The 15,932-nt window shown below is 71.0% G+C and carries 13 protein-coding genes; 6 read left to right on the plus strand and 7 right to left on the minus strand.

All coding sequences use genetic code 11. The features are described 5' to 3' along the window. The first annotated feature begins 1 nt into the window (after position 1). From G539_RS0120450 to G539_RS0120465, 4 genes are all read left to right on the plus strand, one after another. The gene (locus tag G539_RS0120450) at positions 2–1,153 is read left to right on the plus strand and encodes an alanine racemase (RefSeq protein ID WP_051231843.1); all 1,152 of its coding nucleotides are present in this window, start codon (positions 2–4) and stop codon (positions 1,151–1,153) included. Positions 1,154–1,387: 234 nt separating this feature from the next. Continuing rightward, a complete protein-coding gene (locus G539_RS0120455) occupies positions 1,388–2,440 on the plus strand; it encodes a lactonase family protein (RefSeq protein WP_029076856.1) in 1,053 nt (350 codons plus the stop codon). A 99-nt stretch (positions 2,441–2,539) separates the two neighbouring features. Then, a complete protein-coding gene (locus G539_RS0120460) occupies positions 2,540–3,697 on the plus strand; it encodes a Gfo/Idh/MocA family protein (RefSeq protein WP_029076857.1) in 1,158 nt (385 codons plus the stop codon). After that, positions 3,694–4,653, plus strand: a complete 960-nt coding sequence (locus G539_RS0120465) for a DUF6492 family protein (protein WP_029076858.1) — start codon at positions 3,694–3,696, stop codon at positions 4,651–4,653. The genes G539_RS0120460 and G539_RS0120465 overlap by 4 nt, the downstream gene beginning before the upstream one ends. Here G539_RS0120465 and G539_RS0120470 read toward each other — a convergent pair. Further along, the gene (locus G539_RS0120470; RefSeq protein ID WP_156912082.1) at positions 4,614–5,651 is read right to left on the minus strand and encodes a glycosyltransferase family 2 protein; all 1,038 of its coding nucleotides are present in this window, start codon (positions 5,649–5,651) and stop codon (positions 4,614–4,616) included. The two genes, G539_RS0120465 and G539_RS0120470, sit on opposite strands and share 40 nt — an antisense overlap. Positions 5,652–5,745: 94 nt before the next feature. Beyond that, positions 5,746–7,104: an O-antigen ligase family protein gene (locus tag G539_RS0120475; protein WP_245576928.1), complete on the minus strand. Its 1,359-nt coding sequence runs from the start codon at positions 7,102–7,104 to the stop codon at positions 5,746–5,748. A 166-nt stretch (positions 7,105–7,270) separates the two neighbouring features. Here G539_RS0120475 and G539_RS0120480 point away from each other — a divergent pair, with 166 nt between their 5' ends. Both G539_RS0120480 and G539_RS0120485 read left to right on the plus strand, forming a co-directional pair. Continuing rightward, positions 7,271–8,200 carry a glycosyltransferase family 2 protein gene (locus tag G539_RS0120480; RefSeq protein ID WP_029076861.1) on the plus strand — a complete coding sequence of 310 codons (930 nt, stop codon included), beginning with the start codon at positions 7,271–7,273 and terminating at the stop codon, positions 8,198–8,200. Next, on the plus strand, positions 8,197–9,849 hold the full coding sequence (locus tag G539_RS0120485; protein ID WP_029076862.1) for a glycoside hydrolase family 44 protein: 1,653 nt from the start codon (positions 8,197–8,199) through the stop codon (positions 9,847–9,849). The genes G539_RS0120480 and G539_RS0120485 overlap by 4 nt, the downstream gene beginning before the upstream one ends. 6 nt (positions 9,850–9,855) lie before the next feature. On the opposite strand, the gene G539_RS0120490 is transcribed toward G539_RS0120485, so the two are convergent. The 5 genes from G539_RS0120490 to G539_RS0120510 all read right to left on the minus strand — a co-directional run bounded on the left by G539_RS0120490 (position 9,856) and on the right by G539_RS0120510 (position 15,929). Beyond that, positions 9,856–10,860 carry an NAD-dependent epimerase/dehydratase family protein gene (locus tag G539_RS0120490; protein ID WP_029076863.1) on the minus strand — a complete coding sequence of 335 codons (1,005 nt, stop codon included), beginning with the start codon at positions 10,858–10,860 and terminating at the stop codon, positions 9,856–9,858. A 3-nt stretch (positions 10,861–10,863) separates the two neighbouring features. Further along, positions 10,864–12,333, minus strand: coding sequence for an oligosaccharide flippase family protein (locus G539_RS0120495; RefSeq protein ID WP_245576929.1), 1,470 nt, complete (start codon positions 12,331–12,333; stop codon positions 10,864–10,866). Beyond that, positions 12,333–13,751, minus strand: coding sequence for a GumC family protein (locus G539_RS0120500; protein WP_029076865.1), 1,419 nt, complete (start codon positions 13,749–13,751; stop codon positions 12,333–12,335). The genes G539_RS0120495 and G539_RS0120500 overlap by 1 nt, the downstream gene beginning before the upstream one ends. Before the next feature lie 184 nt (positions 13,752–13,935). Then, positions 13,936–15,270: an ATP-binding protein gene (locus tag G539_RS0120505; RefSeq protein ID WP_029076866.1), complete on the minus strand. Its 1,335-nt coding sequence runs from the start codon at positions 15,268–15,270 to the stop codon at positions 13,936–13,938. After that, on the minus strand, positions 15,267–15,929 hold the full coding sequence (locus tag G539_RS0120510) for a response regulator transcription factor (protein ID WP_029076867.1): 663 nt from the start codon (positions 15,927–15,929) through the stop codon (positions 15,267–15,269). Before G539_RS0120510 ends, G539_RS0120505 begins: the two co-directional genes overlap by 4 nt. Positions 15,930–15,932: the final 3 nt, after the last annotated feature.

Genomic DNA, 15,932 nt, shown 5'->3' on the forward strand with positions numbered 1-15,932 from the left:
CATGTCCGCTGTATCCTCCGCCCCCGCCGCCTCGCGCTGGACCGACATCCCGGTCGCGACGCCCGGCCTCGTGCTCGACCGCGACGTCCTCGACCGCAATCTCGACGAGATGGCGGCGATCGCCCGCTCCGCCGGCGTCGAGCTCTTCCCGCACGCCAAGACGCACCGCATGGCCGATGCCGGCAGGCGCCAGATCGAACGCGGCGCGCACGGCCTCTGCGTCGCCAAGCTCGGCGAGGCCGAGGCCTTCGCCGACGCCGGCATCGAGCGGCTCTTCGTCGCCAACCCGATCTTCGGCGCCGAGAACGGGGCCCGCGCGCTGGCGCTGTCGCGCCGGGCCGACCTGCTGCTCGCGACCGACAGCGTCGATGCGGCCGCCAGCATCGGCGCGGTCTTCGCCGCCGCCGGCGCCACGGCGCGCATGATGCTGGCGATCGATTCCGGCCTCGGCCGCGAGGGCGTCTCGCCGGCCAAGGCGCCCGAAGTCGCCAAGGCGATCGCCGCGGCGCCCGGCGTCGAGCTGGTCGGCATCTACACGCATGAGGGCAGCACCTACGGCGCCAAGGATCGCGCCGACCTCGAAGCCCGCGCCGTCGCCGCCGGCGAGGCGATGGTCGCCGTCGCCGAGGCGATCCGCGCCGAGGGCATTCCGCTGCCGATCGTCTCGCTCGGCGCCTCGGCCTCGGCGCGCGCCGTCGCCCATGTGCCGGGCGTCACCCAGATCCGCCCCGGCATCTACGCCTTCAACGATGTCGGCCAGGTCGCGCTCGGCAACGCCACGCTCGACACAGTCGCCGTCCGCGTCATCGGCACGGTGGTCAGCCATCCCGATCCCGACCGCGCCTGCATCGACGCCGGCTCGAAGTCGCTCTCGACCGATCTCGTGCCGGCCGCCGCCCATCGCGACGAATATCCCGGCATGGGGCTGATCGTGAACGCGCCCGGCTGGGTCATCGAGAAGATGTCCGAGGAACATGGCTGGCTGCGCTGGCACGGCGCCGGCGAGCCGACGCCGCTGCCGGTCGGCACGCGACTCGAGATCGTGCCGAACCATGTCTGCATGGCCTTCGCCATGCTCCGCCGCGCCGCCGTCCTCAAGGACGGTACGGTAGCCGAGACCTGGGAAGGATTCGGGCCCGGCTCGTCGGAGTAAGGGGACCGGGACGCATGGCGGCGCAGCTTCTCACCTCTCCCATAGGGAGAGGTCGGAGCAAAGCTCCGGGTGAGGGGTTGGGGACTATCCGGAAGGGACTGTACCCCTCACCCGCCGGCCTGCGGCCGTCGACCTCTCCCTGTGGGAGAGGTGAGAGGGGAGCCCCGGTTTCTGGGCGCGAAGAATCGATCTAGGCTTCGGCCAACGCTGAAATTCAATCCGGGGGAATCGCAGATGTCCGACTTCAATCTCGCCAAGGGCGAAGCGCTGTTCGTCGCCTCGCGCGGCGTCTTCGAGCTGCACGGCCTCACCCGCTGGGTGCAGAAGGACGGCGCGTGGGAAGGCAAGACGCTGGCGCGCGCCGAGCAGCTCTCGGCGCTCTGCTGGCACCCGGCCCTGCCGGTGATCTACGGCACGTCGCGCGCGGGCATGGATGGCGAGATCCACGCCTGGCGGATCGAGGGCGATACCGCCGAGACGATCGGCGAGAAGAAGAGCGGCGGCGCCGAGCCCTGCCATCTGGTCGTCGACCCGGCCGGCCGCATGCTGATCTTCACCAACTACACGACCTCGACGCTCGGCATCCAAGGGCTCGCCACCGACGGATCCTTCGACGGCGAGATCGAGACGATCAAGCTTTCGGGCGGCGGCCCGGAGATCGAACGGCAGGACGACGCCCACCCGCACCAGGCCTTCTTCGTCGGCGAGACGCTCTTCGTCATCGACCTCGGCGATGACAGCGTGCGCGAGTTCGCGATCGATCCGGCGAAGCGCGGCGCGGCAGCGCTGACCCAGACGCGCCTGACCAAGCTTCCCGCCGGCTGCGGCCCGCGCCATGCCGTGGTGCTGCCGGACGGACGGCTCGCGATCTCCGGCGAGCTCGGCTCCAACCTGCTCGTCGGCCATCCCGGCGCGCCGGAAGGCGCCTGGCAGGACGTGCCGAGCACGACCCGGCCTGGACCGGCCCGCACCCGCCACCGCCGCAACTATCCGGGTGACATCCAGCGCTCGGTCGACGGCCGCTTCGTCTATTTCGCCAATCGCGGCAACGACACGATCGCGACCTTCGACGTCTCCGGCGCCAAGCCGGTGCTGGTCTCGGAGCTCGATTCCACCGTGTTCTGGCCGCAGCATCTGCTCGTCCATGGCGACCACCTGCTCGTCGCCGGCTGGGATTCCTCGCGCGTCGTCGCGATGAAGCTTCAGGACGGCGTGCCCGGCGCGGCCGAGACGATCTTCGAATGCGCCGGCCCGGGCTGGCTCCTGATGCAGAACCGGCCGGCCTGACTAGGCCGATTTGGTCAGGCGCCATTAAGATCCTACCGCTATGGTCGCGGCGCGCTGTTTGCGGCGCGACCATGAGGACGGCGCAGGGAAGCAGGCGGCATGGCGACGACGACGGAAACCGGCATCGCCATCATCGGCTGCGGCTATGTCGCCGATTCCTACCGCCACTGCCTGCCGCTGCATGCGGGCCGTCTGAAGCTCACCGGCATCTATGACCGCGTCGCCGAGCGGCGCGCCGCCTTCACGGCGACCTGGGGCGACCCCGCTTATGAGAGCCTCGACGCGCTGCTCGCCGACGACCGCTGCTCGATCGTCCTGAACCTGACCGATCCCGAGAGCCACGCCGCCGTCACGGAAGCCGCGATCGCCGCCGGCAAGCATGTCTATTCCGAGAAGCCGCTCGCGATGACGGCGACCACCGCGGCCGAACTGCGCGAGCGCGCCCGCGCGGCCGGCGTCCGCCTTGCCTCGGCGCCGTGCAATTTTCTCGGCGAGAGCATGCAGACGATCTGGGCGGCGGTGCGCGCCGGCACCATCGGCAAGGTGCTGCTCGCCTATGCCGAGATGGACGACGGCATGATCCACCGCACCCAATACGGTTCATGGCTCAGCCGCAGCGGCAAGCCCTGGCCGGCGCGCGGCGAGTTCGAGACCGGCTGCACCTACGAGCACGCCGGCTACGCGCTCGGCCTGTTCGGGGCGATGTTCGGGCCGGCCGTGCAGGTCACCTCCTTCGCCGCGCTCATCGTGCCGGACAAGCAGACCACGCCGCCGCTCGCCCATCCGGCGCCGGATTTCTCCGTCGGCTGCATCGAATACGAGACCGGCGTCGTCGCGCGGCTGACCAATTCGATTGTCGCGCCCTATGACCACCGCATGCGGATCATCGGCGAGACCGGCACGCTCGAGATCAAGGAGCCGTGGGACTATGCCTCGCCGGTCATCCTGCGCCGCCCGGGCGAAGGCCGGATCGCCCGCGTGATCGAGCGCCATTTCGGTGCCTTCGGCAAGCGCCTGCCGATGGCGCGGCCGGTGCCGTTCAAGGGCGGGCGCGGCAAGCCGACCATGGATTTCATGCGCGGACCGGCGGAGCTCGCCGACGCGATCGCGACCGGGCGCCGCGCGCGCCTCGACGAGGACTTCGCCGTGCATGTGACGGAGGTGACCGAAATGCTGCAACACCCCGAGCGCTTCGACCGCCCGGCCCGCGTGCAGTCCCGCTTCGCGCCGATCGAACCGATGGAGTGGGCACGATGAGCCGGCCGGAACCCGAAGCCAACCTGATCACCTGCTCGTTCCGGGGCGATCTCGACGTCTGCCGCATGCTCTGCGAGAGCATCGACCGCTTCGTGCCCGAGACGATCCCGCACAGCCTCTACGTGCCGCGCGCCGACATCCCGCTTTTCGCCGATCTCGCCTCGCCGCGCCGCACCATCGGCGCGCAGGAGGACCTGCTGCCGCGCTGGTTCATCAAGCTGCCGCTGCCGAGCCCGGAATGGCGCCGCCGGCTGCATCTCCCCCGCCGCAACATGTATGTGACGCCCTACAGCCCGCTGGTGCGCGGCTGGATCGCGCAGCAGATCATGAAGATCGCCGCGACGGCGCGCGCCGTGTCCGAGATCACGGTCCATGTCGACAGCGACAACGCCTTCATCCGTCCGCTGACGCTCGAACATCTCACGCGCGACGGCAAGGTGCGCCTCTACCGCAATCCCGAGAGGGTCGAGCTGGAGACGCATCGCGTCTGGCAGGAGGTGGCCGGACGGCTGCTCGGCCTGCCGCCCTCGCGCTACTACGGCGCCGAGTACATCGACCAGCTCGTCGTCTGGCGTCGCTCGGTGATCCGCCGCATGACGGCGCGGATCGAGGAGATCTCGGGGCGGGACTGGCGCGTCACCCTCGCCCGCACGCCGCATTTCGCCGAATACGTGCTCCATGGCGTCTACGCCGACCAGGTGCTGGGCCTCGAGGAGGCCGGCCTGATGGCGGAGGATTTCTCCCTCAGCCACGCGCGCTGGAGCGACGAGTTCGACGGCGCGGCGGGCGTGCAGGCCTTCATCGACGCGTTGCGCCCCGAGCATGTCGCGAGCCTGATCCAGTCGACCATGAGCACGTCGATGGCCGAGCGCCAGGCGATCTTCGAGCGGCTCGCGGCGCGCGCCGCGGCGCAGGATCAGGAAGCCGGCCGCCTGGCCCCGTCCGCCTCGCGATAGACGGGGTAGAGCTGCGCCAGCGAGAGCTTGCCGCGCACGCCGGCCCAGCGGAACCCGAAATCGGTGAGCACGGCACCGCCCTGGCGCCGCGCCGAGGGATAGCGGAGCGCGAGCAGGCAGAGCTGGACGAGCGCCTTGGCGCGCAGCCACCAGCGCACCGCCACCGGCGCGGCGCTGTTGCGCGCCACCGCCTCGGCATAGGCCTGGCCGCCGGCATAGAAGCGGCGGCGCAGATAGGCCGGGTCGCAACGGGAGGCCGGCACGAACTCCGAGGCCCGCGCTTCCGGCAGCCAGGCGAAGCGGCGGCCGCGCATCTGCAGGCGGCAATAGAAATCGAGATCCTCGCCGCCGACATTGCCAAAATCCGGATCGAACGGCGTCGCGTCGGTCAGGGTGGTGGCGCGGCGGAGAATCGAATTGGACGTCCCGACCGTCAGCCCGCGCCCCTTGGGCGCGCCGATCGCGACGACCTCCTGGCCCGACGGGGCCTGCATGAAGCGCGAGAACAGCTGGCGGATCGCCGGCGTCACCCGCTCGGTCGTCTCGAACACGGTGTCGACATGGCCGAACAGGACGTCGTGCGGATAGGTGCGGAGCCCGTTGACGACCGCCTCGAGCCAGCCCGGCGCCAGTTCCTCGTCATCGTCGACGAAGGCGACGAAGGGCGCGTCGCTGGCGCGGATGCCGGCGTTGCGGGCCACCGAGATGTTGGGCGGATGCGCCTCGACATAGCGGATCTCGAACGGGCTCTTGGCCGCCTCGGCCGCCACGACCGCCGCCGCCGAGCCTTCGTCGCTGTTGTCGGAGACGACCACGGAAATCCGGGTTCCCGGCGGGACCGTCTGCGCGCGGATGCTGTCGAGCACGAGCGACAGAAGCTTCTCGCGCCGGAAGGTGCAGATCACGATGACGAGGTCGATCGGAGCCAGTTCGCCCGACGCTGCGACGGCACCCTGATATTCCGTATCCAAGACCGCTTCGCCCCCTGTTTCGATCATCGCGATTCTCTCTGGCCCGGTTCCCGCGCGATTTCAAGCGAGCCGGGCGGCGTTTCGCGCCCCGCCGCCGCCCCCGTCGCCACGAAGGAAAGGACTAGCCGGCCGCCGCCGCGCCGCCGACCCGATGCTCCGCCCTGCCGAGCCCGCGACTGCGCGACAGGGCGAACAGGAACAGCACCGCCACGTTCGATAGCACCGCGCCGCGCATGAACAGCGACGCCTCGGTCAGGTTGTGGAAGAGATAGACCAGCAGGAACATCGTCATGAAGCCGATCGCGGCCCGCGCCGGCACGGTGAGCGCCGTCGAGACGGTCTGCATGATGCCGGAAATCGCGCCGCCGATGACGATCAGCGTCGCGACGATCGTCGCCGGCAGGCCGATATGCAGCCAAAGCTCCAGATAGCCGTTATGCGCCTGGTTGATCGTGCCGATCTCGATGTCGCCGAGCCAGGTGCCCGGCTCCAGCCGGTTGAGCGGATCGGCCGCGAGGCCGACATCCCAGAAGGCGCCGTAGCCGTGGCCGAACCAGAAGCGCTCCTGCGCCGCCCGCAGCGCGAAGGCCCAGAGCTCGTCGCGCCCCGTGAAGGAGGAATCGCCCATCGTCGCCGTCAGGAACAGGTCGAGATCGAAATCATAGGCGGCGAAGGCCACCAGCAGCGCCGCCAGGCCGACGAGGACGAGCCCGATCATCAGCAGGATGAAGCGCGGGCCGAGCCGCTCGGCCAGCGCCATGCCGGCGATGACAACGAGCGCGAGGCCCGTCAGGCCGATCGAGGTCTTGCTCTTGGTGATGACGAGGAAGAACAGGGTCGGCAGCAGGGCGAGGAGCGCCAGGACCACCGGCCGGGCGCCGCGCGCGCCGAGCATCCACGTGGCGCCCGAGATCACGGTGATCATGGCGACGAGGCCGGCGACGTTCTTCTGCGTGTAGAGGCCGCGCACGCCGATCTCGGTGATGGCCGTGCCGGGAAAGAGAACCGTGCCGGCCAGATTGAACAGGATCACGCCGGTCAGGCCCAGGAACCACCAGGTATGGAAACGCCGGAGGTCCCGGAGGCTCGCCGCGATGCCGGCGGCGATCACGGTCAGGAAGATGAGCAGCAGCGCGCGGCGCAGCGTCAGGCCCGGATAATCCGACCACAGCAGGCTGAGGAAGCAGAACCCGGTCAGCGCCAGCAGCGGGATGTTCTTCAGCGCCATCACCAGCGCGGCGCGCCAGTGGATCGCCAGGGTCAGGACCGCCAGGCCGAATAGCCCGAGCACCATCAGCCGGTCGAGCGGATTGCCGTCGAGCCGCTCCGCAACGGAGGCCTCGGCGAAGGGACGCGTTCCGACGAAGGTATAGACCAGGAAGCCCGCCAGCAGCACGCCGTTGAGGCCGATTCCGGCAAGGAAACCCGGGCGCTCGCGAGCCGACGCGGGCAGCAGGGCAGGCATCGGGGCATCGGTCATCGTCATCGGCTCCGGCGTCTGGACATCGGCGCATGGTCTCGGGGAAACCTCCGCGCCGGCTTGCCTTCCTAGCATGGAATTGTAGAATCAAAGGCTAAGCGAAACAGTCGTCCCGCGGGTACGCATTCGGACGTCCCTGACGATCATCCACGACGGGAGACGTTCGGTGGCCAGCGTTTCCATCGTCATTCCGACCCTGAACCGGCCCAAGGCCCTTGCCCGCGCGCTCACCAGCGCCCGCGCCCAGACCGGCGTCGATGACCTCGACATCGAGATCCTCGTCGTCGACAATTCGGCCGATGGCAATGCGCGCGCCGGCGTCGCGGCGATCGCGGCGGCGCCCGGCCATGCGATCCATTATGTCTCCGCCCCGGTTCCCGGCGTCGCCAATGCCCGAAACGCCGGTGTCGCGGCCGCGACGGGCGACTGGATCGCCTTTCTCGACGACGACGAGGAAGCCGCTCCGGACTGGCTCGCCAGCCATGTCGCGACGGCGCGGCGGACGGGCGCGGCGGCCGTGTTCGGCCCGGTCGGCGCCGAGGCCGAGGACGACAGGCCTATCGGCCCGCTCGCGCCCTATTTCTCGCGCTCCCTCGACCTGCCGGACGGCGCGGACGTGACGGGCCGGGCCGCCTATCTCGGCACCAACAACTCGATGTTCGAACGCGCCACCTGCCTCGCCGGCGACAGGCCCTTCGACACCAGCATGAACGAGATCGGCGGCGAGGACACGCTGCTGCTGAAGCGTCTCGTCGAGGAAGGCAAGCGCTTCGCCTGGTCGGCGCGCGGCGGCGTCACCGAATGGGTGCCCGAGCGGCGGCTCAACTGGGCCTATGTGCGCAAGCGCAAGTTCCTCTCCGGCCAGATCCGCGTTCTCACCCACTGGAAGGCGCAGCCGGTCGAATGGACCCGCATCGCCTTCTGGATGGCGGCCGGATCGATCCAGACGGTGCTGCACGGGATCGCGGCGCTCGTCCTCGCGCCGATCGACCCGGTTCGCGCCGAGGTGGCGCGGGTCAAGATGAATGGCGGCCTCGGCAAGCTGCTCTGGCTGCGCAGCCGGCCCGCGCTCTACGGCTCGGGCCTCGTTTCGTGAAGCGCCGCCCGACGCGCCGCACCGTGCTCGCCGGCGGCCTCGCGGCGGGCGGGCTCGGCATCGCGCGCCTCGGCGCCCTTCCCGCAGCCGCGCAAGCCGGCGCGAAATTCACGATCCGCGTGGCGGATGGCGGTCCCGGGCGGCCGATCAGCCCGCTGATCTACGGCTCGAACGAGATCGGCACGATGGACGGCGGCGCCCCTTCGGCGACGCTGGACCGCGCCGCCGGCGTCACGGCGCGACGCCTCGGCGGCAATCTGATGACGACCTACAACTGGGTCAACAATGCCGCCCATGCCGGCAAGGACTACCAGCAGGCGAACGGGCCGTTCCTGCTCGACGCGCTCGGCCTGCCGCGGGAGGAATGGACGAAGCCCGCCCTGCTGATCGAGACGATGCACGAGGCTTCGCTCGGCATGGGTGCGAAGAGCCTCGTCACCGTGCCGCTGGCCGGATCGGTCGCCGCCGATTTCGACGGGCCGGTGCCGCCGGAGCAGGCGGCGCCCTCTCCGCGCTTCGTGCCGATCCGGTGGACACCGGGCGCCAAGGCCGGCGACCCGATCGTGCCGGCGGTCGCCGACATCCCGCAATTGCTCGCCCGCCTGGTCGAGACCTATGGCGGCGCCGACAGCGAGCGCGGCATCTACGCCTATGCGCTCGACAACGAGCCGGGGCTCTGGTTCGAGACGCATCCCCGCGTCGTCGCCGGCAAGCCGACCATCCGCGCCTTCATCGAACGCTCGCTGGCGGCGGCGCGGGCGATCAAGCGCGCCGACCCGGCCGCCCTCGTCTTCGGCCCGGCCAGCTGGGGCGCGACCGAGATGGCGAGCTTCCAGGATGCACCGGACTGGAACGACTACCGCCATCACGGCAGCTTCGTCGCCGCCTATCTCGACGCCTTCCGCCGGGCTTCCGAACAGGACGGCATCCGCCTGCTCGATGCGCTCGACGTGCACTGGTACCCCTACAGCAATTCCGGCGACCTGTTCCGCACCGAGGACCCGGCGCTGGCGGCGGCGCTGCTCGACGCCCCCCGCTCGCTGACCGAGCCCGGCTTCCGGGAGGACAGCTGGGTGCCGCGCGCCCTGCCGGAATTCACGGGCGGGGCTGAGCTCGGCCTGCCGCTGCTGCCGAGCCTCGAGGCGATCATCGCCGCCAACTATCCCGGCACGGCGATCGCCGTCACCGAATTCAACTATGGCGGCGCCGGCCAACTCGCCTCTGGCCTGGCGCTCGCCGACGTGCTCGGCCGGTTCGGCCGCCACGACATCGTCTTCGCCAGCCATTGGGGCAGCCTCGATGGCTGGCTCGGCCAGGCCTACCGGCTCTATCGCGACCCGGATGCGGCCGGAGCGCGCTTCGGCGAACAGGGGCACGCCGTCACGATCGAGGGCGGGCCGGCGCTCGTCGCCTATGCCGCGACCAGCGAGGGCGGCGGCCTGCAGCTGGTGGTGATCAACAAGGCGGAGCAGCCGGCGACGGTCGAACTCGCCTTCGAGAGCGCGCGCGCGCCGCTTCCCGTGGCTGCCCTCGGCTTCGACGCGGGGCACCGGCACGTCACCGCGCTCGACATCGCCGCCGAGCCGGTCGAGGGCGGCGTGCGACTGACGCTGCCGGCGCGCTCGGCCCGGCGCTACAGTTTCGCTTGAACGAGATCAGCGCGGCGGCTTGAAGGCGGTGCGCGAAAGCCCTTCCGCCACGCCGATGCGCGGCGCCAGGCCACGCGCCCGGATTGCCGCCGTGTCGTAGCGGACGTCGCGGCCGAAGATCGCCATCTCTGGACCGGTCGGCGCCAGCGCCGCGCGGCGGAACAGCGGCAGGCCGAGCTTGCGCGCGACCTTGGCCGGCACGGCCAGCCCCTGGCGCAGCGACAGCCGCAGGCCGCCGAGCGGGCGGAGCGGCGGCGCGCCGATCCGCGCCGCCAGCGCGGCGAAATAGTCGTTCCAGCGCGGCGTCTCAGGTCCGACCACGTTGAACACGCTGACCTGCGGCCATTCCGACGGCGCCAGCGTCAGCCAGCGCACGGCGCCAGCGACCAGCGCACCGATGTCGTCGACATGCACCAGCGCGGCGGGCCCCGCCCCGGCGGCGCCGAAATCGCCCCAGGCGCGGGCGCGGATGCGCTCGGCCAGCTTGTCGACCCAGAAGGTGCTGCCGGTGCCATAGACGATGCCGGGCCGCAGGATCAGCACGCGCCGGTCCGGCGCGGCGGGATCGCGCGCCCAGGCCCGCACGAAGGCCTCGCAGGCGATCTTGGCGTCGCCATAGGCGCCGGCCGGGCCGGGCGTCGCCACCTCCTCGTCGACGCTGCCGGTCCGGTCGCCATAGACCGCGACCGAGCTGAAATAGACGAGGCACGGCACCCTGGCCGCGGTCATCGCCGCGAGCAGCGTGCGGCATTCGGCGACCATGGTGGCGCTGTCGCCATAGGCCGCGTGCACCACGGCGCTGGTCCCGGCCACGGCGGCCCGCGTCGCCGCCGCGTTGGCGAGATCGCAGCGCACCGCCACCGCCCCTTCGGGCAGGGAGACGGCGCTCCGCCGCATGCCGGCCCGGACCGGGAAGCCGACGGCCGCGAGATCGCGTGCCACCACCTGGCCGATGAAACCGGCGGCACCGGTGACGAGGACGGCGCGATCACGCAGGGACGGGTCGAACATGGGCTAGGTTTCCACCTCGAGGGTCGCCGCGCGGCGCCGGCCGGGCCGGACGACGGCGAGCAGGTTGCGCAGGGCGGGACGGGCGAAGACCGCCAGCAACACGACATAGACGATGACGCCGAGCAAAATCGAGAGGATGAGCGCCAGCGGCCGGTTCAATCCCGCCTCCAGCACGCCGACACCGGCGACCACCAGCCCCATCGCGGCGGAGATCACCCAGGCCGGCGCCAGCGTCCGAAAGCGCTCGAGGCGCGACCAGGCGAGGTGGCGCGGCGGCAGGGCGATGGCAAGCGCCGCCTGCACGCTATCGCCGACGAGGCGCGAGAGGCCGACGCTGATCGGCCCGAGCGGGCTCGCGGCGACCAGCACGACCAGCGTGGCGCCAAAGCTCGCCAGCGCGCCGATCAGGCTGAATTCGGGCCGGGCGCTCGCCGACAGCGCCGTATAGACCAGCCGCGCCGGCAGGATGATGGCGGCGCCGACGGCGAGGCAGACGGCGATGTCGATCGCCCCCTCCCAGCCCGGGCCGGCGACGATCGGCAACAGGATCGGCGTCACGGCGGCGAGGCCGACGAAGAGCGGCGCGATCACAAAGGCGGCGTTGCCGACGACCGGCTCGACGCGGTCGCGCAGCCGCGCCGGCTGTCCGGCGGCGGCGGCGAAATAGGAGAAGGCGAGATTGTGCGAGGTGGCGATGATGGCGCCGCGGATCGGCTCGATCAGCCGCATCGCCATGTTGACATAGCCGAGCACCGCGACGCCGTAGAGCAGGCCGACGACGTTGTTGAAGGCGAGATAGGTCAGGTTGTCGGCGAGGCGATCGAGGAAGGAGATGCGCGCGAAGCGACCGAGATGGCCGAGATGGGCGCGCGACCAGCGCGGCAGGATCCAGTAGCCGAGCCGCCATTGCAGGATCAGGGCGCGGGCGACCACCACCAGCAGGCGCTGCGCGATCAGCGCCCAGACGCCGCCGCCGGCGAACGCGATGGCGAGCGACAGCGCGATGCCGACGACATGGCCGACCAGCGTCGCCATGGCGACGTCGTTGAAGCGCTTGAGCCGCCGCGCCAGCGCGGTGGCGATGTCGGAATGGCCGCTGAAAAAGATGGAAAGCATGGCGACCGGCAGCAGCAGCCGCATCTCCGGCGCGCCATAGAGGTCGGCGAGCCAGATGCCGCCGGGGATGGAGACCAGGAGCAGGCCGAGCGCCACCAGCCACGACAGGGCGAGCGCGGCGCCGAGATGGGCGCGCCGCAGCGCCCGGCGCTGCGCCAGCGCCTCCTCGAACGGCGCCCCGACGCAGACCGCGGCCACGGCCACGAGGATGAGAACCAGCGCGCTGACGCCGAAATCATGCGGCGTCAGCATGCGCGAGAGGATGATCGTGCTGCCCGTCAGCAGGGCCAGCCGACCGATCGCGTCGGCTCCGGCCCAGCCGATCCAGCCGAGCAGCCGGGAGGAGCCGGCCGGCATCAGCCCGGCTGCGCCAGTCCGCCGCGCGCCAGGGCAACGCCGAGGGTCAGCATGGCGCGGAAGGTGACGAGAACGGTCGCCAGGATCACGCCGAGCAGCCCGCTGAACACGCCCCAGACGAGCATGCCCTTCAGGCCGCGGCTCTCCGGCGGCGGCTGCGCCACCGAGACGATCCGCACGGCGCCGGGATCGATGCGGCCGAACTCGCCGAGTTGCAGCGCTCGGGTCTGGAAGCTCTCGAGCAGGGCGCGGTTCGATTCGACCTCCTGCTCCAGCGTCCGCATCTCGATCTTGGCCTGCTGCGTCTTGGCGACGGCGGCGGAAAGCGTCTCCACCGAGCGCGCCAGCGCCTGCTGCGTCGTCCGCGCCCGCTCCATCTCGGCCGCCGCGGCGGCCTTGATGCGGCCGAGCTCGACGTCGATGCGGCGGTTGATCGCCTCGACGCGCTCACGCGCCTCGGCCAGCGCCGGGTGACGGGCGCCGAGCCGCATGGTGAGCGCCGCCAGCTCTTCCTGGGCGGTATTCTGCCGCTCGATCAGCACGAGGAGCGAACGCGTGTCCTCATTGGAGCCGAGCATACCGACGTCGTGGCTCGAGCTGTCGAGCTGCGCGGCACGCGAGGTGGCCTGGTCGAGCTTCAGCTGCGCCATGCCCAGTTCGCTGATCGCCTCGGCCAGCTTCTGCTCGACCACGAGCCGGTCGCCGGTGCTGACCAGCCCCTGCGCCAGCCGGTACTGCTCGGCGCGCTGCTGCGCGTCGCTGAGACGCTGGCGCAGCGACGCCAGCCGGCTCGTCAGCTCGTCGGTCAGGCGCTTCGCCGTCTCGGCGCGGTTCGCCGCGTCCTCCGCGACATAGGCCTCGACCACGGCATTGGCGAGGCGCGCCGCGAGCGCCGGCGTCCGCGCCGTGGCGGTCACGTCGACGACATAGCTGCGTTCGGCGCGCTGGACGCTGAGCGACCGCTGCAGCGCCGCCAGGGCCCGCGCCTTGCCGCCGGTCGCGTCGACCTCCGGACGCTGCGGCATCGGCTCAAGCGGCGCTTCCGCCGTCTCGGAGACTTCCGCGAGGTCCGCCATCAGCGACGTGTCGTCCAGAACGCGCGACAGCACGCGTTCCGAGGTGATCACCCGCATCTGGCTCTCGACGATGCCGATCTGGCTGTTGGCGTCGTATTGCGGGCTCGACAGATCGCCAGGGAAAACGGGGTTTCCCCTGGGATCGATGAGGAACTGCGCCGTCGCGCTGTAGCGCTTCGGCAGCAGCGTCTTGGCGGCCATGCCCAATGCGCCGAAGGCGATGCCGGCGATGACGATCGCCCAGAGCCAGCGGCGCAACGCAGCGCCGAGGGCATCCAGCGCCTGAGGCCAGGGGCCGGCTTGCTCGGTCGCTCTTCCGATGTCGCGGGAAACGTCGTCCATGGACGCCCGACTTCCTCTTTCCTGTCCGGACAGGCTCCACGCGGGAGCCTCGACCGGAGTTCATGACGAGACACGGTCCGCGGACACGACTGCGCCGGGCCATCCGAGCCACAGGGATAGCCCGGCTCCGATTAACATTCGGTTCCGGCGGCGGCAAACATTGTAGCTATTGTCGGCCTGACGATCAGGATGCGATGGCGTCGCCGTCGCCGAGCGCGCGCAGCTCGGCGCGGAGCCCCGGTCCGGCCGCCCGCGGGCCGAGATACAGGCTCCAGCCGATCCGGGCGGTGGCGACCTCGACGATGGCGAGGCCGAGGCCGCTGCCGACCGGGCTGCGGCTGCGGCCGCGATAGAAGCGCTGGCGCACGAGCGGCAGCTCGTCGACATCGATGCCCGGCCCCTCGTCCTCGACGACGATGCCCTTGCCATCGGATGACAGCGACCAGCGCACCGCGCCGCCCGTCGGGCCGTGCTGGACGGCGTTCTCATGCAGGTTGCGCAGCGCCACGCCGAGGATCTCGCGGTCCGCGACGACGCGATGGGCATGAAGCGCCGGATCGACGACGACGCAGCCGCCGCCGGTGGCGCCGATCTCGTCGAGGATCTCGCCGACGCTGACCGCCGCGGCCGGCGCCGCGACCGGCGCGGCATCGAGCCTGGCCAGCACCAGCAGCTGGCGGACCAGCCGGGTGGTGCGATCGACCGAGAACAGGATCTGGCGCAGGGCGCCGTCGCGGATCGCCGGATCGTCGGTCGCCAGCGCGATCTGGGTCTGCGTTTTCAGCCCGGCGAGCGGCGTCTTCAACTCATGCGCGGCGAACGCCGTCACGTCGCGCTCCTGCTGGCGCGCCGCCTCGACCTTGGCGAGAAGCGCGTTGAGGGCGTCGGCCACGGGCCGGATCTCGGTCGGCGCGTGACCGACATCGATCGGGCGCATGTCCTCGGCGTTGCGGCCCTTCAGCGCCGCGGTGATGTCGTCGAGCGGCCGCAGCCCGCGTCCGATGCTGACCCAGGTGATCAGGCCGAGCAGCGGCGCGATCAGCAGGGTCGGCCAGAGCAGGCCCTTGATCAGGTCGGCGATCAGCTGGTCGCGCAGGCCGAGCCGGTCGCCGACCATGACGCGGACGCCCTTCTCCGCGTCGTCGACGGTGAAGATGCGCCAGCGCTCGCCATCGATCACCCGTTCCGTGAAGCCGGGCGCCGGCCCGGCGAGCTGCTCGTCCGGCGCGCCGGACGAGCGCGCGATCAGTCGTCCGTCGAGCGACCAGATCTGGCAGGAGAGCTGGCGCTCGTAACCGACCGTCTCGTGGCTTGGAATCGTCAGCGGCTCGGCCGGCGAAGCCGGCATGTGGCCGGCGACGAGCGAATCGACCATGCGCGCCGCTTCCTGCAGGCGCGAATCGAGGACGTGCTCCACCTCGAGACGGCTGACCTGGTAGATCCAGACGACGGCGGTGAACCAGATCACGCCGGTCGCGAACAGGAGGATCAGGAACAGGCGGCGACGCAGCGAGGTCATGTTCCGCTTCTCATCCGGTAGCCGAGGCCGCGCACCGTCTCGATCACATGGCGGCCGATCTTGGCGCGGAGATTGTGGACATGCACCTCGACGGCATTGCTCTCCACCTCCTCCTGCCAGCCATAGAGCCGCTCCTCGATCTCGCCCTTCGAGCGGATGATGCCGGGGCGCTCCATCAGCAGCGACAGCACCGCGAACTCGCGCCGCGACAGCGACACGTCGCGGCCGTCGAGCGCCGCCGTGAGCCCGGCCGGATCCAGCACCAACCCGCCCGCGACGAGCAGCGGCGTGGCGCGGCCGCCGGCCCGGCGCGCAATGGCGCGGATGCGGGCCGCCAGTTCGTCGAGATCGAAGGGCTTGCTCAGATAATCGTCCGCGCCGCCATCGAGGCCGCGGATGCGGTCCGAGACCTCGTCGAGCGCGGTCAGCAGCAGGACCGGCGTCGCGTCGCCGGCGGCGCGCATTTCCCTCAGCACGTCGAGGCCGGAGCCGTCGGGCAGCATGACGTCGAGCACGACGGCGTCGAACTCATGCGTCGCCAATGCGGCGCGCGCGTCGCCGCACGTGCCGGTGATGTCGGCCGTGGCCCCCGCCAATCCCAGCCCGACCCTGAGCCCATCGGCCAGGATCGGGTCGTCCTCGACAACCAGAATGCGCATCCT

This window comes from Kaistia adipata DSM 17808, assembly GCF_000423225.1.
Classification (GTDB): domain Bacteria; phylum Pseudomonadota; class Alphaproteobacteria; order Rhizobiales; family Kaistiaceae; genus Kaistia; species Kaistia adipata.